This window comes from Bradyrhizobium sp. USDA 4369 (assembly GCF_054056435.1).
The window spans coordinates 7,794,186-7,818,734 of record NZ_JBSRYH010000001.1 but is presented as its reverse complement, the minus strand read 5'-3'; the positions used below and the strand labels follow the sequence as shown (position 1 = coordinate 7,818,734).

17 protein-coding genes and 1 pseudogene are annotated in these 24,549 nt (G+C 65.0%); 7 read left to right on the top strand and 11 right to left on the bottom strand.

Annotated features, from left to right (window positions below):
* Positions 1-26: 26 nt before the first annotated feature.
* Positions 27-224, bottom strand: coding sequence for a hypothetical protein (locus ACVIJ6_RS35475; RefSeq protein WP_012043093.1), 198 nt, complete (start codon positions 222-224; stop codon positions 27-29).
* Between the two features lie 436 nt (positions 225-660).
* Between ACVIJ6_RS35475 and ACVIJ6_RS35470 the strand changes: the two genes are divergently transcribed.
* The 5 genes from ACVIJ6_RS35470 to ACVIJ6_RS35450 all read left to right on the top strand — a co-directional run bounded on the left by ACVIJ6_RS35470 (position 661) and on the right by ACVIJ6_RS35450 (position 8,813).
* Complete coding sequence (locus ACVIJ6_RS35470; protein ID WP_456776538.1) at positions 661-3,972, top strand: transglutaminase family protein; 3,312 nt, start codon at positions 661-663, stop codon at positions 3,970-3,972.
* A 30-nt stretch (positions 3,973-4,002) separates the two neighbouring features.
* A complete protein-coding gene (locus tag ACVIJ6_RS35465; RefSeq protein WP_456776537.1) occupies positions 4,003-6,537 on the top strand; it encodes a circularly permuted type 2 ATP-grasp protein in 2,535 nt (844 codons plus the stop codon).
* The gene (locus tag ACVIJ6_RS35460) at positions 6,534-7,412 is read left to right on the top strand and encodes a transglutaminase family protein (protein WP_456776536.1); all 879 of its coding nucleotides are present in this window, start codon (positions 6,534-6,536) and stop codon (positions 7,410-7,412) included. Before ACVIJ6_RS35465 ends, ACVIJ6_RS35460 begins: the two co-directional genes overlap by 4 nt.
* A gap of 102 nt (positions 7,413-7,514) precedes the next feature.
* Positions 7,515-7,892: a hypothetical protein gene (locus ACVIJ6_RS35455; RefSeq protein ID WP_456776535.1), complete on the top strand. Its 378-nt coding sequence runs from the start codon at positions 7,515-7,517 to the stop codon at positions 7,890-7,892.
* A 426-nt stretch (positions 7,893-8,318) separates the two neighbouring features.
* Positions 8,319-8,813: a DUF2867 domain-containing protein gene (locus tag ACVIJ6_RS35450; protein WP_456776534.1), complete on the top strand. Its 495-nt coding sequence runs from the start codon at positions 8,319-8,321 to the stop codon at positions 8,811-8,813.
* 3 nt (positions 8,814-8,816) lie between these two features.
* Here the strand turns inward: ACVIJ6_RS35450 and ACVIJ6_RS35445 are convergent, their stop codons facing one another.
* The 10 genes and pseudogenes from ACVIJ6_RS35445 to ACVIJ6_RS35400 all read right to left on the bottom strand — a co-directional run bounded on the left by ACVIJ6_RS35445 (position 8,817) and on the right by ACVIJ6_RS35400 (position 19,508).
* Complete coding sequence (locus ACVIJ6_RS35445) at positions 8,817-9,710, bottom strand: SMP-30/gluconolactonase/LRE family protein (protein ID WP_456777152.1); 894 nt, start codon at positions 9,708-9,710, stop codon at positions 8,817-8,819.
* A 148-nt stretch (positions 9,711-9,858) separates the two neighbouring features.
* A complete protein-coding gene (locus ACVIJ6_RS35440) occupies positions 9,859-11,904 on the bottom strand; it encodes a PQQ-dependent sugar dehydrogenase (RefSeq protein WP_456776533.1) in 2,046 nt (681 codons plus the stop codon).
* Between the two features lie 8 nt (positions 11,905-11,912).
* Positions 11,913-13,196, bottom strand: coding sequence for a sodium:proton antiporter NhaD (gene nhaD / locus ACVIJ6_RS35435; RefSeq protein ID WP_456776532.1), 1,284 nt, complete (start codon positions 13,194-13,196; stop codon positions 11,913-11,915).
* A gap of 100 nt (positions 13,197-13,296) precedes the next feature.
* The gene (locus ACVIJ6_RS35430; RefSeq protein ID WP_456776531.1) at positions 13,297-14,595 is read right to left on the bottom strand and encodes a cryptochrome/photolyase family protein; all 1,299 of its coding nucleotides are present in this window, start codon (positions 14,593-14,595) and stop codon (positions 13,297-13,299) included.
* Positions 14,507-14,824 (bottom strand): annotated as a pseudogene (locus ACVIJ6_RS35425) (cryptochrome/photolyase family protein); the annotation flags it as partial. The pseudogene ACVIJ6_RS35425 and the gene ACVIJ6_RS35430, both read right to left, overlap by 89 nt.
* A 10-nt stretch (positions 14,825-14,834) precedes the next feature.
* Complete coding sequence (locus ACVIJ6_RS35420) at positions 14,835-15,431, bottom strand: RNA polymerase sigma factor (RefSeq protein ID WP_456776530.1); 597 nt, start codon at positions 15,429-15,431, stop codon at positions 14,835-14,837.
* A gap of 188 nt (positions 15,432-15,619) precedes the next feature.
* A complete protein-coding gene (locus ACVIJ6_RS35415) occupies positions 15,620-16,270 on the bottom strand; it encodes a ChrR family anti-sigma-E factor (RefSeq protein ID WP_456776529.1) in 651 nt (216 codons plus the stop codon).
* Positions 16,267-16,812 carry a sigma-70 family RNA polymerase sigma factor gene (locus tag ACVIJ6_RS35410; RefSeq protein WP_012043104.1) on the bottom strand — a complete coding sequence of 182 codons (546 nt, stop codon included), beginning with the start codon at positions 16,810-16,812 and terminating at the stop codon, positions 16,267-16,269. The genes ACVIJ6_RS35415 and ACVIJ6_RS35410 overlap by 4 nt, the downstream gene beginning before the upstream one ends.
* Before the next feature lie 203 nt (positions 16,813-17,015).
* Positions 17,016-17,636, bottom strand: coding sequence for a GTP cyclohydrolase I FolE (gene folE / locus ACVIJ6_RS35405; protein ID WP_012043105.1), 621 nt, complete (start codon positions 17,634-17,636; stop codon positions 17,016-17,018).
* 135 nt (positions 17,637-17,771) lie between these two features.
* The gene (locus ACVIJ6_RS35400) at positions 17,772-19,508 is read right to left on the bottom strand and encodes a methyl-accepting chemotaxis protein (protein WP_456776528.1); all 1,737 of its coding nucleotides are present in this window, start codon (positions 19,506-19,508) and stop codon (positions 17,772-17,774) included.
* A 542-nt stretch (positions 19,509-20,050) separates the two neighbouring features.
* On the opposite strand from ACVIJ6_RS35400, the gene ACVIJ6_RS35395 reads away from it, so the two are divergent.
* On the top strand, positions 20,051-21,637 hold the full coding sequence (locus tag ACVIJ6_RS35395; RefSeq protein ID WP_456776527.1) for a B12-binding domain-containing radical SAM protein: 1,587 nt from the start codon (positions 20,051-20,053) through the stop codon (positions 21,635-21,637).
* 359 nt (positions 21,638-21,996) lie between these two features.
* Positions 21,997-24,354, top strand: coding sequence for an efflux RND transporter permease subunit (locus ACVIJ6_RS35390; RefSeq protein WP_456776526.1), 2,358 nt, complete (start codon positions 21,997-21,999; stop codon positions 24,352-24,354).
* Positions 24,355-24,549: the final 195 nt, after the last annotated feature.

Below are 24,549 nucleotides of genomic sequence, written 5' to 3'. Positions count from 1 at the left end.
CGCGCGCGACAGCGGCGCTGAACCGTTTACCGCTGGTGGCCGAGTCCGATGCCGAGTGCCAGCGCCTTCTGCCGGAGCGAGCCTTCGGTCCGCTTCATCATCTTGGCGATCTTGGCCACCGGGGTCTTGGACTTCGAGTGCTGCTTCAGCAGCTTGATGTCGGCCGGGGTGTAGGGTTTCCGCGCCAGTTTCTTGGTAGCTGCCTTCTTAGCTGTCTTGGCCAATTGATTCTCCTTTTGATAATTGGGGGTCCTAAATAGCATGTGTAGTCGAGCTATCAAGCGATTGCGGCGAGTGCAACGCTATTAGTTCTTGTTAGTTCACCTGTCGGGGTTAACCCGAACTGTAATGATCCGGTCAATCTTCCGTGAGCAAGTCACGGGGCTGGGTTGTGGACAACTCTGCGGAGAGACGCGCATCGCGAACCTTGTTCCGGACTCGTTCTCATGGAAGCGGGGCGGCTTGGCTCGTCCCGAGAAGCGAAAAACGACCTGATTAGGCAGTTGCACGACCAAACTGGGGCGAATAGGCCTGCTTTCGGGCTCGATACGGTCCTTTAAGCCCAGGATAGTTCATAGGCAGCTCTGCCCGTTGTTAGTGCTTGATCCCTGAGCATGGCAATGTTCTGCTCAAAAATGTTGCTGGAGCTGTGAACCCCCCGTGTCGATCTACGTCGCATTACATCACGTCACCCACTACAAATATGATCGTCCGGTCGAGTTGGGCCCCCAGACGATCCGTCTCCGCCCCGCACCACATACCAGGACGCCGGTGCTGAGCTATTCGCTCAAGGTCACGCCCTCCAACCATTTCGTGAACTGGCAGCAGGACCCCCAGGGCAACTGGCTGGCGCGCTATGTCTTCCCTGAGAAGGTCAACGAGCTCAAGATCGAGGTCGATTTCACGGCGCAGATGACCGTGATCAATCCGTTCGATTTCTTTGTTGAGCCTTACGCCGACAGCTTTCCCTTTGTCTATCCCGAGAGTCTGAAGGCCGAGCTTGCGCCTTATCTGGAGACGATCGAGCCGGGACCGCTGTTCACGGAGTACTTGAAATCCATTCCGCGGGAGGCTGACAACACCGTAAGTTACCTCGTTGCTCTCAATGCTGAGTTGCAAAGTAGGGTTCGTTATATAATCAGGATGGAACCGGGCGTTCAGACGCCGGAGGAAACCCTGGCGTCCGCAGCAGGGTCGTGCCGCGACTCCGCGTGGTTGCTGATTCAGACGTTGCGGCATCTTGGCCTCGCCGCTCGTTTTGTTTCTGGATATTTGATCCAGCTGCGTCCTGATATCGATCCGATCGAAGGGCCGCGCGAAGTTGAGAACGATTTCACCGACCTGCACGCTTGGGCCGAAGTCTATCTGCCGGGCGCCGGATGGATCGGCTTCGATGTCACCTCGGGGATGCTAGCGGGCGAGGGACATATTCCCGTCGCTGCTACGCCGCACTACCGTTCGGCAGCGCCGATCACCGGCAGTGCCGGCATTGCCGAGGTCGACTTCAACTTCGAAATGAACGTCAGGCGTATTCGCGAAGCGCCACGGATCACCCGGCCGTTCTCGGACGAGGCCTGGACCAAGCTCGACCAACTCGGTGAGGCTGTCGATGCCGATCTGGCCGCCCATGATGTGCGACTGACGATGGGCGGCGAGCCTACTTTCGTGTCGATCGACGACATGGAGTCGGCTGAGTGGAATACCGCTGCCGTCGGACCGACCAAGCGCGGACTGGCCGACAGCCTGATCCGGCGTCTGCGCTCCCGCTTCGCGCCCGGCGGTCTGCTGCATTACGGCCAGGGCAAGTGGTATCCGGGCGAAAGCCTGCCGCGCTGGGCGTTCGGACTTTATTGGCGCAAGGACGGCCAGCCGATCTGGCGCAATCCGGACCTGATTGCCCATGTTGATGGCCCGCGCGTGGCGACGATCGCGGATGCGCAGCGCTTTCTTGATACGACGGCGGAGGCGCTCGGCCTCGAGGCGGACTACGTGTTGCCGGCGTTCGAGGACCCCGCGCATTGGCTGCAGAAGGAAGCCGCGCTGCCGGAGAATGTCGACGCGCTCGATTCCAAGCTCGCCGATCCCGAGGAGCGCGCGCGCATGGCGCGGGTGTTCGACGAGGGACTTCATATTCCGCGCGGCTTCGTGCTGCCGATCCAGCGTTGGAACGCGCAGCCCAGGCGCTGGTACAGCGAACGCTGGGGTCTGCGGCGCAAGCGGCTCTTCCTGATTCCCGGCGACTCGCCGCTCGGCCTGCGGCTGCCGATCAATTCGCTGCTCTACATCCCGCCGGAGGATTTCCCTTATATTCACGAGCAGGACCCGATGGAGCCGCGCGGGCCGCTGCCGGTCTACACGCAGGGGCGCCCGGTCGTCGTGCCGCAGGTGCCGCCGCTGCCGAAGCTCAATCGGCCGACGCAGCAGCAGGACGTCCAATATCAGTATTGGAGCGGGCTCGGCGTCCGTACCGCGATGTCGGTGGAAATCCGCGACGGCATTCTCTGCGTGTTTATGCCGCCGGTGGAGACGATCGAGGATTACCTGGAATTGATCGCCACGGTCGAAGCGACGGCTGAGGCGATGCAGATCAAGGTTCATGTGGAAGGCTATGCGCCGCCGTTCGATCCGCGGATCGATGTGATCAAGGTGACGCCCGATCCTGGGGTGATCGAGGTGAATATCCAGCCGGCGCAGAGCTGGCGGCAGGCGGTCGACATCACCTTCGGCCTCTATGAGGACGCCGCCAAGGTGCGGCTCGGCGCCAACCGCTTCCTGATCGATGGCCGTCACACCGGCACCGGTGGCGGCAATCATGTCGTGGTCGGCGGCAACTCGCCGCCGGACTCGCCCTTCCTGCGCCGCCCTGATCTGCTGAAGAGTCTGGTGCTCTATTGGCAGCGGCATCCGTCGCTGTCTTATTTGTTCTCCGGCATGTTCATCGGGCCGACCAGCCAGGCGCCGCGTATCGACGAGGCCAGGCACGACAGCCTTTATGAGCTGGAGATCGCGCTCGCCAATGTGCCGCCCGCGGGCCAGAGCGTGCCGCTTTGGCTGGTCGATCGCCTGTTCAGGCATCTGCTGGTCGACATCACCGGCAACACCCATCGCAGCGAGATCTGCATCGACAAGCTCTATTCGCCGGAAGGGCCGACGGGACGTCTCGGACTGGTCGAGTTCCGCGCGCTGGAAATGCCGCCCGATCCGCGCATGTCGCTGGCGCAGCAACTCTTGATCCGGGCGCTGATCGCCAAATTGTGGCGCGAGCCGCAGCAGGGCAATTTCGTACGGTGGGGCACTGCGCTTCACGACCGTTTCATGTTGCCTCACTTCATCTGGGACGACTTTCTTGATGTGCTGGATGAGCTCAGGTCCTGCGGTTACGATTTCTCGCCCGAATGGTATCAGGCGCAGCTCGAGTTCCGTTTTCCGACCTTCGGACGCGTGCAGCATGGCGGCGTGACCTTGGAACTGCGGCAGGCGCTGGAGCCCTGGCATGTGCTGGGCGAGGAGGGCATGGCCGGCGGCACGGTGCGCTACGTCGACTCCTCGGTCGAACGATTGCAAGTGAAGGCCGAGGGCTTCATCGAAGGCCGGCATCTCATCACCTGCAATGGTAGGAGAATGCCGATGACGTCGACGGGGCGTTCGGCCGAAGCGGTTGCAGCGGTTCGCTTCAAGGCTTGGCAACCGGCCTCCGGCTTGCATCCGACCATCCCGGTGCACGCGCCGCTCACCTTCGACCTGATCGACACCTGGAATGGCCGGTCGCTCGGCGGCTGCGTCTACCACGTCGCCCATCCCGGCGGCCGCAACTATGACACCAAACCGATCAACTCCTACGAGGCCGAGGCGCGCCGGCTCGCGCGCTTCCAGGATCACGGCCACACCCCCGGACGAATCGCGTTGCCGCCGGAAGAACGCACAAATGAATTCCCGATGACGCTCGACTTGCGCAGGCCGCTCCTGCATTGATGGAACGGATTTTGTGCGGAGGATCAGGAAATGGACGGCCCGAGCGGCAAGGACCAGGGAGCGCGACCCGCCGGTCAGCCCGGGACCGCCCGCCGGGTCCTGCGCCGGGCCACGCAATGGGCGAGCGACTATGCAAGGCTGCCCGGAATTCCGGATGAGTTCATCGGTGCCGACGGTCAGCCACGCCCGGTCTGGAACCGCTTTGCCGACACTTTCGCAGCGCTCGCGCCGACCGATATCGACCGTCGCTTCGCCTCGGCTGACCGCCATTTGCGCGAGGCCGGCGTCACCTACCGCTCGCCGAGCGACAATGCCGAACGATCCTGGCCGCTGAGCCACCTGCCGCTGCTGATCGACGAGGCCGAGTGGGCGCAGCTCTCGCAAGGCATCGTCCAGCGCGCCGAACTGCTCGAACGTGTGCTGCAGGACATCTATGGCGAAGGGCGCCTGATCGCGAGCGGCGCGCTGCCCGCCGCGGCCGTCGCGGGCTCCAGCGAATATCTGCGTCCTGTCTGCGGCATCAAGCCGCCGGGGGGCCGCTTCCTCAGCATCTATGCCGCCGATATCGGGCGCGGCCCTGACGGACGCTGGTGGGTGCTGAGTGATCGCACGCAGGCACCATCCGGGATGGGCTATGCGTTGGAGAACCGGCTGGTGCTGTCGCGCGCCTTCTCCTCGATCTACAAGTCGATGAATGTGGAGCGGCTGGCGCCGTTTTTCGAGGCGTTTCGCGACGCGCTGCGGGCCAGCGCCGATCGCGACGAGCCGCGCATCGGCCTGCTGACGCCGGGCACCTTCAGCGAGACTTATTTCGAGCACGCCACGCTCGCGCGTTACCTCGGCTTCCTGCTGGTGGAGGGCGATGATCTCGCCGTGAGCGGCGACCGCGTCCATATCCGCACCGTGGCCGGCCTCAAGCGTGTCGACGTGCTGCTGCGCAGGCTGGACTCCAACTCGATCGATCCGCTGGAGCTCGATGCCGCCTCGCGGCTCGGCGTTGCCGGCCTGATGGACGTCGTGCGCAAAGGCGGCGTCGTGGTCGCGAACATGCCCGGCTCCGGCGTGCTCGAGGCGCGCGCATTGCTCGGCTTCCTGCCGAGCCTCTCGCGACGTGTGCTGGGCGAGGATCTGAAGATTCCGCACATCGCGACCTGGTGGTGTGGCCAGAAGTCGGCGCGTGACGAGGTGCTGTCGCGGCTGGACGAGTTTGCGATCGAAGGCGCCTATGGCCGCGCGGTGCCTGGTTTTGCCAATGCCGGCCCGGTGCTCGCCAGCGAGCTGCCCGCGGCCGAGCGTGAGCGGCTGCGCAACGCCATTGCCCAGCGCGGGATGGATTATGTCGGCCAGGAGGTGGTGCGGCTGTCGACCACGCCGGTGTGGCAGGATGGACGTCTGAAGCCGCGGCCCTTCGTGCTGCGCGTGTTCGCGGCCGCCACCTCGGAGGGGTGGACCGTGATGCCCGGCGGGTTCTGCCGCATCGCCGACGAGCCGGATGCCCGTGCGGTGTCGATGGGCGACGGCGTGCGGGCGGCGGATGTCTGGGTTCTCGCGGACAAGGCCGTGGCAGCGCGCAGCCTGCTGCCGGGCTCCGACAATGTCCGGATCCGCCGCATCGCCGGCGTGCTGCCGAGCCGCGCCGCCGACAATCTGTTCTGGCTCGGCCGCTATCTGGAGCGCGCCGAAGCGACGTTGCGGTTGATCCGGGTGCTCGCGGCTCAGCATCGTGATCCCGGCAAGGGCTCGCCCGCCCAGCTCAACACCGCTGAGCGCATTCAGCGCCTGCTGCTGGCCTGGGGCGCGATCGAGCAGACGTCGCGCGCGCGCGGATCGCAGGTCTCCGCGGAGGCGCTGCAGGCGGAGGCGCAGTTCGGCTCGGCGCTGTCGCTGCTGAAATCCGCGCAGCGCACTGCGACGTCGTTGCGCGAGCGGTTGTCGCCCGATGCCTGGCAGGTGATCACCGAGATGCCGGGCAGGTTGGCGCAGGACGCCGAGGACGAAGATGCCATCGTCAGCCTCGCCGAACTCACGCTCGAGAAGCTCGCGACCTTCGCCGGCCTCGCCCAGGAGAACATGAACCGCGCCGCGGGCTGGCGCTTCCTCGATATGGGCCGCCGCGCCGAGCGCGCCATCAATACCGTGCGTTTCGCGCGGCAATTCGGCTATGACGAGGCGACGCCCGAGGATCTCGATATCCTGCTCACCTTGGTCGACTGCCAGATCACCTACCGCTCGCGCTATTTGATCGGCCCGTCGCTGGCGCCGATCCGAGATCTCGTCGTGCTCGATCCCTATAATCCGCGCTCGGTCGCATTTCAGATCGAGGTGCTGAACGAGCACATCGCGAGCCTGCCGGCGCTGAAGGAGAATGGGCTGATCGAGCGGCCGCAGCGGCTCGCGGTGTCGCTGCAGGCCCGGCTCACCACCGCCGAGGCGGCCCATCTCGACGGCCGCGGCCTGTTCGCGCTGGAGCAGGACCTGCTCAATCTGGCGGAGGCGATCGGCCAGCATTACTTCCCGCACGGGCCGAATGCGACGCGGCCGGAAAAGCTGACGGGCCTCGCGTGATCTACGACATCAGGCATGTCACGACCTACGACTATGAGAGCGGGGTCAGCTTCGCGCGCTGCTCGCTGCGGCTGGAGCCGCTCAGTGGCGACGGTCAGGAGCTGATCTCGCACACCGTCGACATCCGCCCGCGCCCGTCGGAGCGGACGTCGCGGCGCGACTTCTTCGGCATCCTGACCGAGAGCATCGTCATCGACACCCAGCACCGCCATCTGCGCATCGACTCGCGCTCGCGGGTGAAGCTGTCGCGCAACTCGCCGGAGCGTGATGCGCCGAGCGCAGGCTGGGAAAGCGTGCGCGATGACGCCTTCGAGGCCAAAAGCCTCGGGCCGTCATCGCCGATCGGCTATGTCTTCGCCAGCTCGCTGGTGCCCGTGCTGGAGCCGGTGACGGCCTATGCTGCTGCGAGCTTCGCGCCCGGGACCGGCATCGTGGCCGGCGCTGCGGACCTGATGCGACGCATCCGCACCGAGTTCAAATACGACCCGAAGGCCACCGTGATCTCGACGCCGTTGCGCGAGGTGTTCGACAAGCGCCACGGCGTCTGCCAGGACTTTGCCCATGTCATGATTGCCGGCCTGCGCGGCCTCGGCCTGCCCGCGGCCTATGTCAGCGGCTATCTGCGCACGATTCCCCCCGAAGGCGAAAAGCCGCTGCAGGGCGCGGATGCGACGCATGCCTGGGTCTCGCTATGGTGCGGCGAGACGCTCGGCTGGGTCGGTTTCGATCCGACCAATGATCTCGTGGTCGGCAACGACCACATCATCCTCGGCATGGGCCGTGACTTCTCGGACGTCTCGCCTGTCGATGGCATCATCGTCGGCTCGCGCAAGCAGAAGCTTGGGGTCGCCGTCGACGTCGTCATGGTCGAGTAGGGCGGTTCCCCGACCTGGAACGGCCGGAACATTTTTCTCGCATCTCACTTGATCCGCCCGAGGGACCCGAATGGGGGCTGGCTGACCCTTTCGAGCGATGGAGTGATCGAGATGAAACGTGCTGCAATCCTCATTGGCCTCGTCGGCGCCTGTGTCGCCGGCACCGCCGCGGCCCAGCCGAGTGCGAACCTCACCGGCACCTATCGCTGCATCCAGATGTGCCGTGACGGCATGATCGGTGCGCCGGCCTTCGTCACCCAGAACGGCGATGCCGTGAATCTGACCACCGAAACCGGCGAATCCTATCGCGCCTGGCCGGACTGGTCGGCGCCGGACAGCCGGCTGTGGATCGACGCCCGCGACGAGGGCGCGGTGTATTCGCCGGACGGCATGCGCATCCAGTTCGACGACGGCCGCGTCTGGCAGCGCGACCTGCCGCCGCTGTTTGTCCGCCGCGCGCCGGTCGTGTACGGGCGGTAGGCGATCCTTGATGTCGTGAGACTCGTCCTCTCGACCGCGAGACTGCCTTGCGTGGGATGGAAGCTGCCTGCGTGTCATCCTTAGTGTCGTCCCGGCGAACGCCGCGACCCATAGGCACCGGCGGCTGTTGTTGTTGACGATGGTCACCACGTGCGTGCCTCACACCCGCATGTGTGGCTATGGGTCCCGGGTCGGCGCCGCGCCAACGCTGTCGCGTCGGTACGGCTTGCCCGGGACGACAGCGACGGTGTCAAGGCGTATCTCCCAAAGCCGTGATGTAGGCGCGTCAAATCGCCATCGGCGACGCGAGGGACTTGTGCAGGCAGGAGCAGATTGCTTGGATCGGCGCGGCCCGCTGAAGCCTAGGTAATCCGACCGATGACATCTGGACGATCCTCGACCACGATCCAGGAAACGTCGCTCCCGGTGGCATCGCTGATCGATCGCGCGTTGCTGCTGCGGTGTGACTACTGCGAGTCGATCCCGGTCACGCTCAGCCGTCCCGACCTGTCGGTCGTCGACGCCTTCTTCGCCATTTTCGGTCACCGGCCCGGCTGGATGAAGGCGATCCTCATTTGTCGCAACATGCTCGCCGCACCGTTCGGGTTGGAGGTGTCGCGCAGCCGCGACATTCTGTCTGTCGAGCGGCAGCCCATTTATTCAGCAGGCGACAGCATGCTCGGGTGGACGGTGTTCGTTCACACGCAAGATGAGCTCATCGTAGGGCGCGACAACGCGCATCTCGATTTTCGGGTGTCCCTTCTGCGCGAGGATCCCAACGCGCAAGCCCGCATGATGGTGTCGACCGTCTGCGATGCTCACAACCCCTTTGGCGTCATCTATCTGAAAACCGTGCTCCCCTTTCACAAACGCGGGTTTCGCTGGCTGATCAAGCGCGCACGCGCCTGCGGCCGGCTCTGACCTTCAACACGTGCGACGCTGCAGGCAGTGCTCGCGGCCCTCGACGTCGGTTCGGAACGATTCGATGAAGCCACCCTGGCGCTGGGTGACGTACACGGTCTTGCCGTCGCTGCCGCCGAAAGCGAGGTTGGTGGGCTCCTTGGCCTTGAGCAGGATCTCCCTGACGACGCGTCCGTCCGGCGCCAGCACGGCGATGCTGCCCTTGAGAATACGCGCGACCAGCAGGCGGCCGCTGCTGTCGGTGCGCAGGCCGTCGATCGTGTTCGGCTCGAACGCCTTGACCAGCCTCGGCCGCGTCAGCACTTCGCCCTCGATCGCGTAGGACCAGATCTCGCCACTGTTGGACTCGCCGACATAGAGCGTGCGGCCGTCGGGACTGAGATCGATGCCGTTGGTGGCGCCCATGGCGCGCGACGCGGTCATGCTCACGCCCTGCATCGCTCCATCCGGCCCCTTGACGATCCGCCAGATGCGGCCGCTGCGCGCCTTCCAGTTCGGGTCGCTCGCATAGATCGTGCCGTCGCGCGCCAAGGTGATGTCATTGGGCTGGCTCATCTCGTCGGCGTGGAAAACGACCCGGGGCTCCGTGGTGCCCGGAGCGATCGCGAAGATGTTGTGCTTCCTGTAGTCGGCGATGAACATCGTGCCGACCGCGTCGATCCGGATCGCATTGCCGATGCTGCCCTCCGGCAGCGCGGCGAATGGCTCCGAGGCCGTTGCTTCGGGGGCCAGCCGGCCGATCGTGCCGGTCTTGCCGAGATTGACGACGAACAGATTGCCGTCGCGGTCGACGGCCGGTCCCTCGATGCCGAACGTGTATTCGCCCGATGGGGTGAGCTGCGCACTCTCGAACAGCTTTGGCGCTGCGAGGGCAGGGACGGCGACGAGGGCGAGCATGACCAATGTCGCCAGATGCGTGATGCGTCGGGGGGAGGACGAGGCCTGTCTGATATCGCCGAGCCCGGCATCGCGGGCGGCGGCGGCCGGTCCGCACGCGCCGCCCTCGGTGACCGCCTTGCCCAGCCCGCCCCTTATTGCGGTGACATCAGAGCGGCACCAGAAACTGTTGTTGGATGTAATAGCCATTCTCGTCCGTGCAGGTGCCGTTGAGATGCGGATCGGCCGGCCGGAAGAAACGACTGAAGCCGGGCTTATTGACGGCAAACCGCTCCGTCACCACCACAACCTTGCCGAACGGAATATCACCGCATTCGCGGCCGTCGGCTGCGAAGAACTTGCGATGCGGCGGGCCGCCGGCTTTGACGCGCATGCGGCTGCCTGGAACCATGCGCGCCACGAACGTGTCGGCGACATCGAGCAGCTTGGCGTAGCCTGGTTCCGTCTTGATCAGGTTGCCGCCCGGCGGCATCCGCCGCTCGGCTCCCAATCCCCGCAAGCGTTGCCGCAGCCTGCCGTCCTCCGGATCGCCGGGATAGATCCAGCCGTCCTGGGCCAGCATGAAGCGCAGCACCGCCCGGTCCTTGTCCTGATCGGATTGTCCGGCCTTGAGGCCGAAATCCGAATGGCATCCGAGGCAATGTGTCTCGATCAGGGTCTTGCGCAAGGTCGTGAGGCGCGCGCGGTTCGCGGCATCGCTCTCGACATAGGCGGCAAGCTGCGCGATCAGCGCATCGCTTCGGGTGTCGCAGGGCAGTGGCTCTGGCGCTGTTCCGCTCGCGCGATCGATGCGGATCACGGTCTGGTTCTTGTCCTCGACCAGCCAGATGGCGCCGTCGTCCGACACGGTCATGCCCACCGGCGCGCCCTGCGGCCGGATGCCGTTGACGCGATGCCAGCCGGCAATGAGCTCGTCATAGGCTGCGGCCGGCACCTCTCCCGTCGCGGTCTGGAAGGCGCGCGTCGGCTCGGCGGCGCAGCTCACATGATAGCGCACCGGCGACGCGCTCAGCCTGGGGAAGCCGCGCTCATCGACCTCATAGGCGAGCAGGCGGCTGCCTGTCGGTCGATAGCCGTGCAGACCGACCAGCAGCCTGCCTTTCAGCTCCGCGAAGCGGTCGGCGTTGTAATAGAGCATGCCGAGCGGCGCGCCATGCGGCGGCAGCAGCGACAAGGGGGGCTTGTAGCGCGTCGCCGAGGTGCAGAAGTCCTTGTAGCTGCCCGCCTGCAGCACGCGCTTGAACTCCGGGCTCGCCGTGGTCAGATCGTAACAATAGGGCCAGCCATAATGGCGGCCCTGCTCGATGGCGTTGATCTCCTCGTTGGGCGTGAAGATGTCCTGCAGGTCGCGCGCATTCTCGCCCTGCAGGAACGCGGTGCCGGGCTCCGGGAAGCGCGGATGCAGCGCCAGCGCCAACGAGTTGCGCAGCCCGCGCGCGAACACCTCGTGCGGCGGGCTGGGGTTGCCGGGCTTCAGCGCCGGAAAGACGCCGCCCGCGGGCGGTGTGAACAGCCAGATGGACGCCAGAGACAAGGCGCCTTCGCCTGCCGCGCAGGGGCGCAGGATCGGGGCGGGTGACAGGCAATTGTCGCTGTGTGCGCCGATATTGACGAACAGCCGGCCGCTGCGGTCGAAGGCGAAGGCCTTCAGCGGATGGGCGCTCTCGTTGATGCGGGTCCCGTCCGGCAGCGTGAGGCGGCGTCCGGGCAGGTCACGAATGATGGTTTCGATGGTCGCCGCCGGATTGGCGGCGAGCGGATCGAAGCGGAAGATCGCGGTGTCGGTCGCGGCGTAGATCTTGCCGTCGGGACCTGCGGCGACACCGAACGGGTAGGACAGCCGCGTGATCGCCTCGCGGATGCGGCGGCCGGCAGGAGCCGTGGGATCGAGGATCAGCAGCCGCCCGTCGTCGTGGCCCCAGCTGCCCATATCGGCGATCACGAACAGCGGCTGGCCGGGGATCTGTACGATGCCGCGGGGAAATTTCAGCCCGTCCTCGCGGCTGGCGACGAGGCCGGCGCAGAAGCCGGGCTTCATGTCGATCTGCAGCCGCGGAAATCCGACAGCGCCGTCGCCGCAGCTGGTGCTCCCCAGCGCATAACCGCTGCGGCTCGTTGTGGTCTCGGTGTGACCGGTCCCGGCGCCGATCAGCAATGCGGTTGCGACAGCTGCAAGGATGCGCCACGGCGTCATCGGTCTGCTCAATGTGTCAGATGGTATTGCAGGATATAGGCGGCGGCGCCGGCAAAATAGCCGAGCAGGGCGATGGCGCTGATGCGGCGCAAGTACCAGAAGAAATGGATGTTCTCCAATCCCATCGCCGCGACGCCGGCCGCCGAGCCGATGATCAGGATCGAGCCGCCGGTGCCGGCGCAATAGGCGACGAACTCCCACAGGAAGCTGTCCGGCGGGTGCTGATCGAGGGCGTACATGCCCATCGAGGCCGCGACCAGCGGCACGTTGTCGATGACGGCGCTGGCAAGGCCAAGCACGATCACGATCAGGTCGAGCCGGCCGACGCTGCGGTCGAGCCATTGCGCGAGCGCCTGCAGGATGTGGGTGTGCTCGAGGGCTGCGACCGCGAGCAGGATGCCGATGAAGAACACGATCGAGGGCATGTCGATCCGCGTCAGCGCATGCACCAGCGTCAATCGCTGTTTCTGCTCGGAGCCCTTCTCGCGATGGATGATCTCGCCGACCATCCAGAGCAGGCCCAGTCCGAACAGGATGCCCATGAACGGCGGCAGGCCGGTGGCGGCCTTGAACGCCGGCACCAGCACCAGGGCACCGAGGCCGAGCACGAACATCAGATTGCGCTCGAATGGCAGGATCGGACTGATTGAGGCGAGGCCTGCTGCCGCCGGCGGCACGAGCTGCTTGCCGCGCAAACCCAGGCTCACGGCGGCGAGCGGGACCAGCAGGTTCAGCAGCGACGGGATGAACACCGATGTCATGATCGCAAGCGGCGTGATTTGACCGCCGATCCACAGCATGGTCGTGGTGACGTCGCCGATCGCCGACCAGGCACCGCCGGCATTGGCGGCGATGACGATGATCGCGGCGAACACCAGGCGATCCTCGTCGCGGCCGGACAGCTTCTTCATCAGCGACACCATCACGATCGCGGTCGTGAGATTGTCGAGCATGGCGCTGAGGAAGAAGGTGACGAAGCCGACCAGCCAGACCAGAGTGACCTGGCTCCTGGTCCTGATCAGCGAGGTCACGACCTCGAAGCCGTTATGGGCGTCGATCACCTCGACGATGGTCATCGCGCCGATCAGGAAGAAGATGATCTGCGCCGTCGAGGCCACGGATTCGTTGAGCTCGCCTGCGACTTGCGCCGCGGCATGGCCAGATAGCGCGTAGACCGTCCACATCAGCCCGGCACCGACCAAGGCGGTGGCCGCCTTGTTGATCCGCAATGGATGCTCCAGCGCCACGACCGCGTAGGCAAGGGCGAAGACGGCGACGATGGCCGTGGTCATTGCGGGAGGTATCCGGTCATGGATCTCGGCAGGGCGGGGTGGGACCGTCCGACATATGACCGATCGCCGCCCGGCCAGCAAGCTGGCCAAGGCGGGGGCGCTAGACCAGCGCGGCGGTGATCGTGTCGGCGTGGGCGCGGATGGCGCGGATCTCCGCTGCGCTGCGGCGATCGAGATTGACGTATTGGTTGCGCATGCGGCCGTTATTGGCGAAGCGGCGGCGGTGCTTGGCGAGGAAGCTCCAATACAGCGTCGTGAACGGGCAGGCCCGGTCGCCGGTCGCCTGCTTGGGATCGTAGCGGCAGTTGCGGCAATGGTCGCTCATGCGGTCGATATAGTGGCCAGACGCGGCATAGGGCTTGGTGCCGACCACGCCGCCATCGCCGTGCTGGCTCATGCCGAGCGTGTTGGGCAGCGACACCCAGTCGACGGCGTCGTGGAACATCGACATGTGCCACAGATGTACGTCGTAGGGCCGGACGCCGAGCAGCATCGCGAACAGGCCGAGCACCATCAGTCGCTCGATGTGATGCGCATAGGCGTGATCGATGGTGTGGCCGATCGCCTGCGCCAGGCAGCGCATGTCGGTCTCGCCGGTCCAATAGAAGCGGGGCATCGGCAGATCGGCGTCGAGCGCGTTCTCCTCGGCATAATCAGGCATGCGCTGCCAATAGACGCCGCGCACGAATTCGCGCCAGCCGATGATCTGGCGGACGAAGCCTTCCAGGGCATTCAGCGGCGCGTTGCGGTTGGCGAGCGCGGCTTCGACCACCTCCCGCGGATCGAGCATGTGCAGGTTCAGCGCGCCGGACAGCCGCGAGTGATACAGGAACGGCTCGTCGGACAGCATCGCGTCCTGATAGGTGCCGAACAGCGCCAGGCGCCAGGCCACGAAATCCGACAGCTCGGTCAGCGCGTCCACCCGCGAGACCGGCAGGTCGAAGCGGTCGAGCCTGCCCGGGCTGTTCGAGAACCGCGCCGCGACGAACTTGAGCACGTCGCGCGTGATCGCGTCGGGCGCGTAGGATCTGGCCACGGGAAGCGGCGGGCGGCTCTTGCCGAAGCCCTTGCGGTTCTCGGCATCGAAATTCCAGCTGCCGCCGACGGGGCGGCCGCCCTCGTCGAGCAACAGGCCGGTCTTGCGCCGCATCGCGCGGTAGAACGTCTCCATGATCGGGCGGGGGATGCCGCTCGGTGAACGCGTCGAATTCGTCCGCCGTGCACAGGAAGTGGCGGTCGGCGCGCAGCTCGACGCGCTGCGGCAGCTGGCGGAGCTTCTCGCGCACCCGAAACTCGCCGGGCTCCAGCACGATCGTCGCCTGGGGCTGCAGCGCCGCCTGATGGCGGGCGATCTCGCTGTCGAACGCGCCGGTATTGGCCGGATCGTCCAACTGCACATAGCGGACCGTGCGGCCGCGGTCTTCGAGCTCGGCGCGGAAGTGCCGCATCGCCGCGAAGAAATAGGCGATTCGCATCTTGTGCTGAGGGACATAGGTCGCCTCCTCGGCGACCTCCATCTGCAGCACGACATCCTGCGCCGGATCGAAGCCGTCGAACGCAGCCGAATCGGCGTCGAGCTGGTCGCCCAGCACGACGACGAGATGTCTCACGGCAGCTCTCTTGGTCATCGTATCCAGGTCAGGCGGCTGCGGCCGTCACGTCATGGGCGTTCCCGAGGCAGTCCTTGCGCAGCATGATCAGGCTGCGATGCAGCCAGGTCTTGATGGTGCCGACCGGCACACCGAACCGTTGCGACAGCCGCGTCCGGCTTTCGCCCTCAAGATAAGCGAGCGCGAGCAGTTGGCGGCGCTCCTCAGGCAGACGTTCAAGCGCCTCGCGCGCGATCGGTTCCGCCAGCGCATAATCGAACTCGTCATCCGGAGCCGTGGCGGCCGGATCCGGGATCGTCAAGGCCTCGTCCAGCTCCGAGGTCGGTAGACCCGTCGCACGGAGGGCGTCGATCGCGGTGTTGCGCATGATCGTGCACATCCAGGTGATGGGTGAGGCGCGGGCCGGATCGAAGCTCGCCGCGTGCCGCCAGATCTTCAGGTAGCCGTCCTGCAGGATGTCGTCGACATCCGCCGCCGACGGCATCACCGCACGTACGGTCTTGCGCATCTTCACGACGGTCGCGGCGTGGAGCTCAGCGAAGGCTTGCGCGTCACCGCGTCCGGCATGGGCCAGCAGACTGCTCAAATGCGCGACGTAGCTCTTTTGCGCGCCCGCTGATTGCATCATGGTCCTCCTTGCGCTTCCGATACGGAAACGGGTGGGGACCTGATGCGGATCACTCGCCGCGCACGCGGCCTGGCGGCGAACCGCCGGCAGACAACGCGATCCAGGCTATTGAGGCTCTGGATCGCTTTGACAGATCTTCAGTGTTAGGAGGACAGTTCGTTCCGCTGGCAAGCGCGAGCGGCGGGTCAGAGACGGACGAACGGACTGATCAGCCGGCCGAGCAGGCCATGCATGCGCAGGTCGCCGGTCATGGCGACGAGGCACAGGCAGGGGCCTTCATCGCCGACCACCGGACGATGATCGACCTCGTCGTCGCCATAGTCGAAGTCGCCGGGACCGTAGTAGCCGCCGAGATGGCTGAAGCTGCCCTTCAGGACGCAGGTCAGCTCACTGCCGGAATGGGTATGCTCCAGCATGCGAGCGCCGGGCTCCGAGCGGAGCAGGAAGGCGCGCGACTTGCCGGTGCCGGAGAGCATGATCGGACGCATGCTGATGCCGGGCGCCACGCGCCGCCGCTTGCCGATCTTGCAGCGCTTGACCATCTCGGGCAGGTCGGCGAGTTCGGGATCCTGCTCGGCGGCCTCGCTGACACGCGGCGCGGCTTGCGGGCGGCGGTCGATCAGGGCCATCACGGCGTCGAATGCATCGGCGGCCATCGCGACCGGCTCGGCCGCCTCGATCGAGGCGCCGGCCAGCCGCTCGATCGCACGCACGAAGCGCCGGCAGCGTGGGCAGTCGGCGACATGGACGCCGACCACCAGCTGCTCGGCCTCGTCGAGCGCACCAGTGGCATAGTCGGCCAGCAGGTCTTCCGGCGGGTGATGGCTGATCGTCATGTCGCGTCGTCCAACAGGTCTCTCAGGCGGTTCATCGCCAGTCTGATACGTGATTTTACAGTTCCGAGCGGCAGTCCAAGCACGGCCGCGATTTCCGAATGCGGTCGTTCCTCGATGAACGACAGCCGGATCACGGTGGATTGCTCGACCGACAATCTTTCGATCGCAGCCTCGACGCGTGTGGCATCTTCGACACGCGACAGGATCTGGTCGGCGGCGAGGGTCGGATCAGCCTCGTCGTCGAGCACGATTTCCTTGCTCAGCCGGCCCTCGCGGATGGCCTTGCGGGCCACATCGATGCGCTGATTGCGCGCAATCGTGAAGATCCAGGCGGCAGCGCCTGCCGTCGATGGATCGAACTGCCCGGCCTTGGTCCAAACCGCGACCATCGTGGATTGGGCAATCTCCTCGGCCTCGTCGGCATTGCAGCCGGACTTGATGAGGAAGCCTTTGATGCGCGGCGCAAAGTGCTCGAACAGGGCCTTGAACGCCTCACGGTCGCCGCGTTCGGCGACGCGTCCGATCAATTCCGCCCAGTCCACGGTTACCTTCGGCCCACTGCTCGCGTTGATCCGGATCGGGGCACCTGCGCGCACGACCCTGCGGCGCGACGATGCCACGTTCGAACGTGCGAATCCAGCAGCTCTCGGTCGTGCGCTCATGATCCCCGACACACATGCCCAATGCAGGACAACGCATGCGGTGTCGGGTTGGATCACTTCGGCTCCTGGAAGGTTCGGGAACCTCAATCCTTCAGGTCCGCATTGACCATGGCCAGGAACTCCTGCCGGCTCATCGGATCGTTGCGGAAACAGCCCAGCATGCGGCTGGTGGTGAGGTCGACCCCGTGCTTCTTCACGCCGCGCGAGCTGATGCAGTGATGGGCTGCCTTGATCACGACGGCCACGCCCTGCGGCTGCAGGACCTCGTCGATGATGTTGGCGATCTCGGCGGTCATGCGCTCCTGGATCTGCAGCCGGCTGGCATAGGCCTCGACGACGCGGGCGAGCTTGGAGATGCCGACGACACGGCTGCGGGGAACGTAGCCGACCCAGGCGCGGCCGATGATCGGCGCCATGTGATGCTCGCAATGGCTCTGGAACGGGATGTTCCGCAGCAGCACCATCTCGTCATAGCCCGCCGTTTCTTCGAAGGTCTTGCGCAGATACTCTTCCGGGTTCTGGTCATAACCGGCGAAGTAGCTCTTATAGGCGCGGGCGACACGCGCCGGCGTCTCGGAGAGACCCTCGCGCGAAGGGTCTTCACCGATCCATGTCAGGATGGTGCGAATGGCGTCTTCGACATCGTCCTGGGTAACGCGGACCGGGTCGCAGGCGAAGGGAAGCTTCTTGGCTGTGTTGCGCACGGGGGGCTCTCCGAAAGCAGGGTAACGGAACCCAAACCGGCGCGGATCACCGGGGATCAGGAAAATCCTCGGTGGACGTTTGTCGGAGCTTGTGGTCGGCGTGTGCCGTGACCGAGCACGTCGCAGTGAGGCCGGTCAGCTCGCCCGCCGCAGCGTTGGGGCGGTGGACGGGCCGGAGCGGAGGTTCTGGAAAAACCTCTCGACCTCATGGGCGAGCGTCTGTGCGGTCGAGTTGAGGTCGCCGGAGGCCGACAGCACTGACGCCGCGGCAGTCGAGGTTTCGCCGATCGCATCACGCAGCGAGCCGATGTTCATGACCAGCGTCTGATTGCCATGCGCGGTCGATTGCGCATTGACCGAGATCTCGCGCGTCGCCTGATCCTGCTGCTGGATGGCATTGGAGATGTTGGAGGTGATCTCGTTGATGCCGCGCACGGCATCGCCGATCTCCCGGACCGCGTCGACCGCGGTCTTGGTCGAAGACTGGATCAGTGCCACATTCTCGCTGATCTCCTCCGTGGCCTTGGCGGTCTGCCCCGCCAACGCCTTGACCTCATGCGCGACCACGGCAAAGCCCCGTCCTGCGTCGCCCGCTCGCGCCGCCTCGATGGTCGCGTTGAGCGCCAGCAGATTGGTCTGCTCGGCGATGGTCTGGATCAGCGTCAGCACGCCGTCGATGCGCTGGGTGGCGGCGGCCAGGCCCTCGATCTCGGTGATCGACTTCTCGGTGCGCTGGCCGGTCTGCTCCACGGCGCCGGCGGACTGCCGGATCTGGCGGCCAATCTCCTCGACGGACGCGGAAAGCTCCTCGGCCGCGCTCGCGACGGCAGAGACGTTGGTCGAGGCTCGCGTTGTAGCGCCGGCCGCGGTGGTGGCGCGCTCATTGGCGTCCGCCGTCAGTCGCGTGATCGTCTCGGCAGTGCTGCGCATCGCGGCGGCATTCTCGGTGACGGTCCGCATCACGCTGCTGATCGCCGTGCGAAAGTCTTCGACGGCCGCTTCGATGTGGCGTGCGCGGGCCTCGCGAATCTCCGAATCCTGCGAAACTTGGTTGTTGAGGTCGCGGTTGTGAGCCATCGCCTGTTGGAACACGCCGATGGCGCGCGCGAGCTCGCCGATTTCGTCGGCCCTGGAGGCATGCGGTACCTCGACATTCTCGGCACCGGTCGCGACTTGACGAATGGTATCGGTGATCTGCGACAGCGGGCGGGCGACCGACCGGGCGATGATGACGACGCCGGCGGCGACGAGCAGCAGCATCACCCCGCCCAGGCCGGTCAGGACCAGTGATAACCGGCGGTTGGTCACGGTATTCTCGCTGATCCTGCGGCCACGTTCCAGATAGACTTTCGACAGCTCGTCGAGATCCTTGTTGAGGGCCGAGCGAACCGAGCGGTTGGCGTCATTGTCGCCCCATTCGCGTCCCGCGGCAGGACTGATCTCGTTGGCGCGCCGCACCAGCTCCTTGCGAAAATCGACGAACTGCTCGATGCGCTTCTTGAAGGTGGCAAATTGTTGCGCGTCGTCAGCCTGCACGATCGCCTGCCACTTGTCGACGACCTTGAGGATCTCGGCATTGAACTTGAGCAACCCGTCGCCGTAGCGCTTCACCACCGCGGGGTCGGTCGACATGTAGACGCCGCGCGACTCCATCACGACGGCGTAGACGAGGCCGTTGACCAGCTGGACGTTGAGAGCCGCGAGGTTGGCCGTCTCGATCGTCTTGGTCAGCTCGGCGCCGCGCCGCGAATTGTAATCGGAAAGCCAGGTGATCGCGGACGTCAACAGGGCGAACAGCGCAAAGATCGCGTAGAGCTTCACAGCGATGGAATGACGTGTGGCCGTTGTCGTTGACGTCGAACGTGGAGTCATGAGGTGGATTACCGCAGGGTTGGGCTGCAACGCAGAAGCGATTATTTGTTAATAGTTATGCAAAACCTTCATGGAGAAAGCGTTAAGTGGCGCATCGCCAGTATGATGCAACCACCGCGGAATTGATCCACGATCTCAGAATATTAGGGGCGGCCTCGGAACCTGCTTCAACACCGCGGTCTCCGCGTGATTACGGATACCCCTCGGGCGGCCGGCGGCGCCTCATTCCGTCCGTCCTCTTTCTACGCGCCCTCATTGCAAATGCATCGCAACTCGTCGCCGGCAGCCTTTGCGATCCGAGGGACGAATCGCGCATGTCCTGAGCGGCCGCAGGTCAGTTTTGGATCTTGATGTCAGTCAGCGCAGGCCTGCAGCGCATCGGAACCTTTGAGCATCGGCATCGTTGTCGATCTTCGTCCGGCGGCTTGCTGTGTGTCGCACCGCGTGTGTGCGTGCGGACGCGACTCAACTTTTCTGGAAGTGGTGGCGCAATCGCGCCCGTCGCTCTATGGTATCATGGAGCCGTGACTGCGAGGGCGATCATGAGATTCGAAGGGGTCCAGACCGTACGCCGTATCCTCTGTGTGTTTCCGCGCTACACCTCCTCGTTCGGAACGTTCGAACATGCCTATCCGCTGACGGACGGCATCCAGGCCTTCATGCCGCCCCAGGGGCTGCTGCTGATCGCAGCCTATTTGCCGAGTTCATGGCAGGTACGTTTCATCGACGAGAACATCCGCGCTGCGCAGGCGGAGGATTTCGCCTGGGCCGAGGCCGTGTTCGTCAGCGGCATGCACATCCAGCGTCAGCAGATGAATGACATCTGCCAGCGTGCCCACGCCTTCGATCTGCCGGTTGCCCTCGGCGGACCCTCGGTCAGTGCCTGTCCCGACTATTATCCGAGCTTTGACTATCTGCATGTCGGCGAACTCGGCGATGCCACCGACGAGCTAATTGAGCGCCTCGCGCGGGACCCGTCACGGCCTGAGCAACAGGTCGTGCTACGCACCAAGGAGCGCGTGGCGATGACGGAATTCCCGGTGCCGGCCTATGAGCTCGCGGAGGTGAAGAAGTACTTCCTCGGCAGCATCCAATATTCCAGCGGCTGCCCCTATCAGTGCGAATTCTGCGATATTCCCGGGCTGTATGGGCGTAATCCGCGCATCAAGACGCCGCAGCAGATCATCGCCGAGCTCGACAAGCTTCGGGAATGCGGCGTCACCGGATCGGTGTATTTCGTCGACGACAATTTCATCGGCAACCGCAAGGCCGCGATGGAGCTGCTGCCGCATCTGATCGAATGGCAGAAGCGCACCGGCTACGTCATGCGACTGGCCTGCGAGGCGACGCTCAACATCGCGAAGCGGCCCGAGATTCTGGAGAAGATGCGGGAGGCCTATTTCATCACCATCTTCTGCGGCATCGAAACGCCCGATCCCGATGCGCTGACGGCGATGCAGAAGGACCACAACATGATGGTGCCGATTCTCGAGGGGATCAGGACCATCAACAGCTATGGCATGGAGGTGGTCTCCGGCATCATCATGGGACTGGACACGGACACGCCGCAGACCGCCGATGCGCTGCTGCAATTCGTCGAGGAGAGCCGGATTCCGCTGCTCACGATCAATCTGCTGCAGGCGCTGCCGAAGACGCCGCTGTGGGATCGCCTGGAGCGCGAAGGCAGACTGGTCCACGACGATGGACGCGATTCCAACGTCAAGTTCCTGATGCCCTATGACGAGGTGGTGTCGGCGTGGCGGCGCTGCATGGATGTGGCCTATGAGCCGGAGCGGCTCTATGCGCGCTATCAGCATCAATGCGACACCACTTATGCCAACCGCATCAAGGTGCCGGTCAGCGAGGAGATGAAGAGCTGGCCGAACATCCGGCGCGGGCTGGTGATGATGGCCAAGATCTTCTGGAAGGTCGGCGTGCTCGGCGACTACAAGCGGCCGTTCTGGCACTTTGCCTGGACCCAGCTCAGGCGCGGCGAGATCGAGAACTTCATCGCGGTGGCGATGATTGCGCATCACCTGATCATGTTCGCCCGCGCGGCCTCTCGCGGCCATCAGAACGCGTCGAACTATTCCATCCGACTGCGCGAGGCCGCCATCCCCGCGGCGTGAGGGCCTGACGGCCGCGCCGCCGGGCGGCGCGGGCGCTGCAGACCGGGCGTCCCGGCCAGATTGTTGAGCGCATCAGCTATTCAGGGCGCTCGACCCGCTGACCCGGCCTTTTCAAGGCCGCCAGAATCGTGGCGTGATCCGGTTCGGATGCTGGCTCCCGGTCTTGTGTGGGGTCGCATGGTTGCGGCCGGGGAGTGAACCCTGCTAGACCCTCGCCCGACGAATTTTCACGTATTTTCAAGGATTAGGTGCAGCTGCAGGCCACAAATCGGTCATGTCTGGCTCGCTGAGCAGCCTTAATTCTGCCCTATGCGCTCGAGCCTGCCGAATTGGGCCGCGCTTCAACCACTGGACACCGAATGCTGGAAGTCAGGCACGACAACGAAGTCCATGTCGAGAAGGTCGAGCAGCGGCCGGCCGACAGTATCGCGTTCGGGCTCGAACGCGTCGGCCTGTTCGCCGTCAAGGTGCCGATCCTCTCCTGCGTCGTTCTGCTGTTGCTGATCGTGGCGGCCGTCTTCGGCATCAAGCGCATCCAGATCGACGATTCGCTGAGCCAGCTGTTCCGCTCCGACAGCAAGGAATTCCACCAATATGAGGAGGTTACCAAGAAGTTTCCGGCCGAGGAGTTCGACGTCCTCGTCGTGGTCGAGGGCAAGTCGCTGCTCGCCCGGCCCAACCTGGAGAAGCTCCGCGAGTTCGTGACCGATCTGCAATTGGTGGAGGGGACGCGCGGCCTGGTCTCGCTGTTCTCGGCCCGCCAGGCCCCGGCACCGGGCAAGCTTCCCGCGGCGTTGTTTCCCTCCGATCTGCCGGAGGGCGAGGCCTATGACAAGTTCATCGAGACGGTGAAATCCAACGAAATCATCCGCGGCAAGCTGTTGTCGGAGGATGGCACGCTGGCGCTGATCGTGCTGTCACTCGAGCCCAAGGTGGTCGCATCGAACGACCTCGGCAAGGTGGTCGGCGACATCAGAAAGCTGATGACGGACGACCTGGCCGATACCGGGCTGAACGTGCAGCTCTCCGGTGTCCCGGTCATGCAGCTCGAGATCCGCAATGCGGTCGAGCGTGACGGCTTGACCTACAATGTGCTCGGCATTCTCGCCGGCTGCATCATTGCCATCATCTTCTTCCGCAAGGTCTCCTTCATGATCGCGGCGGCTTTCCCGCCGCTGATCGCGATCCTGCTCGCCCTCGGCGCGCTGGGCTGGGCCAATTTCAATCTCAACATGTTTCTGAACGTGATGACGCCGCTCATCATGGTCATCAGCTTCTCCGATTCGATGCAGCTCACCTTTGCCGCGCGGGACCGGCTGATCGCCGGGCAGGACAAGGTGACGGCGTTCAAGAACGCGGTGCTGGTCGTCGGGCCCGCCTGCGTCCTGACCCACGCCACCGCCGGCATTTCGTTCATCGCCCTGCAGTTCTCCGACAGTGACCTGATCCGCAAGTTCGGCGAGGCGGGGCTTGCCGCCACCATCATCGCGCTGCTCGCGGTGCTGTCGCTGGTGCCGGTGTTCGGCGTGTTGCTGGTGCGCAACGAAAAGACCTTCGCGGTCAAGTTCCAGGGCGCCGATGCCGGCGTCCAGGCGCTGCGCAATTTCTGCTACTGGATCGCGGTGCGCATGGTCGGCCGGCCCGGCCTGTTCAGCCTGATCGCGGTGGTGTTCGTCGGCTCGCTCGCGGTGGTTTATTCGACCTTGGAGCCGCGCTATCGCCTCGCGGACCAGGTGCCGGACAAGCAGCAGGCCGTGGCGGCGAGCAACCGGCTCGATGCCAAGCTGACCGGCGCCAATCCGGTCAACGTGCTGATCCAGTTCCCCAAGGGCGCATCGCTCTATTCGCCCGAAACCCTGCAAACCATCGCCGACGTCCATGCCACGGTCGAGAAGACCGCCGGCGTCGGCAATGTCTGGTCGGTCGAGACGCTCCGGCGCTGGCTCGCCGAGAAGGCCGGTTCATCTGATACCGCCACCCTGCAGGAATATGTCAGCCTGATCCCCGAGCATCTGGTGCGCCGCTTCATTGACAAGGAGCAGGATGCCGTGGTGGTCGCCGGCCGTGTGCCCGACCTCGATTCCAGCCAGCTGCTGCCGGTGGTTGACAAGCTCGATCGCGAGCTGGATGCGGTCAGGAAGAAGCATCCCGGCTATGAGGTCGCCGTGACCGGTCTTGCCGCCATCGCTGCGCGCAACTCCGCCGGCATGATCGAGAAGCTCAATCACGGCCTCACCATCGAGTTCGCGCTGGTGGCAATGTTCATCGGGCTCGCCTTCCGGTCCTGGGTCGTGATGCTCGCCTGCATCCTGCCTGGCATTTTCCCCGTCGTGATGTCGGGCACCGTGTTGTGGGCAATGGGGGAGGGGCTGCAATTCGCCAGCGTCGTGGCGCTCACGGTCTCGTTCGGCCTTGGCCTGTCGGCCACCATCCACTTCCTGAACCGGCTGCGCATGGAGAGCGCGCCCGGCGTGAGCGCGGCGGTGGCCGTCGAGCGCGCCACCGTGCTGGTCGGACCGGCGCTGATCCTCACCACGGTGGTGCTGGCCTGCGGCCTCGTCGTCACCGTGTTCTCGGATCTGCCCTCGTTGCGGCTGTTCGGCTGGCTCAGCGCCTTCTCGATGGTGGCGGCGCTGTTCGCCGACCTCTTCATCCTGCGCCCGACCGCGATGTTCCTGATCAACCTGGCCCAGAAGCTGAAGCGCAAGCCGGCGTGAGGCGTGGTCTGAGCGGAGTATACGACTGTCGTCGCCCGGCTTGACCGGGCGATCCAGCACGCCGCGGCTTATCGGCCCTATCACAACCGCCTCTGGAATACTGGATCGCCCGGTCAAGCCGGGGCGATGACAGCGGTGGTTTCAAGCGCGTCCGATTGCTGCGAAGGCACGGCAAAACAAAACGGCCCTGACATC

Excerpts from the sequence above, each read along its gene's own strand:
- ACVIJ6_RS35390 (WP_456776526.1), top strand. The coding sequence starts at position 21,997 with ATGCTGGAAGTCAGGCACGACAACGAAGTCCATGTCGAGAAGGTCGAG.
- ACVIJ6_RS35400 (WP_456776528.1), bottom strand. The coding sequence starts at position 19,508 with ATGACTCCACGTTCGACGTCAACGACAACGGCCACACGTCATTCCATC.
- ACVIJ6_RS35395 (WP_456776527.1), top strand. The coding sequence starts at position 20,051 with ATGAGATTCGAAGGGGTCCAGACCGTACGCCGTATCCTCTGTGTGTTT.
- ACVIJ6_RS35465 (WP_456776537.1), top strand. The coding sequence starts at position 4,003 with ATGGACGGCCCGAGCGGCAAGGACCAGGGAGCGCGACCCGCCGGTCAG.
- ACVIJ6_RS35445 (WP_456777152.1), bottom strand. The coding sequence starts at position 9,710 with ATGCTCGCCCTCGTCGCCGTCCCTGCCCTCGCAGCGCCAAAGCTGTTC.
- ACVIJ6_RS35440 (WP_456776533.1), bottom strand. The coding sequence starts at position 11,904 with ATGACGCCGTGGCGCATCCTTGCAGCTGTCGCAACCGCATTGCTGATC.
- ACVIJ6_RS35415 (WP_456776529.1), bottom strand. The coding sequence starts at position 16,270 with ATGACGATCAGCCATCACCCGCCGGAAGACCTGCTGGCCGACTATGCC.
- ACVIJ6_RS35430 (WP_456776531.1), bottom strand. The coding sequence starts at position 14,595 with ATGTGCAGTTGGACGATCCGGCCAATACCGGCGCGTTCGACAGCGAGA.
- nhaD (WP_456776532.1), bottom strand. The coding sequence starts at position 13,196 with ATGACCACGGCCATCGTCGCCGTCTTCGCCCTTGCCTACGCGGTCGTG.
- ACVIJ6_RS35420 (WP_456776530.1), bottom strand. The coding sequence starts at position 15,431 with ATGCAATCAGCGGGCGCGCAAAAGAGCTACGTCGCGCATTTGAGCAGT.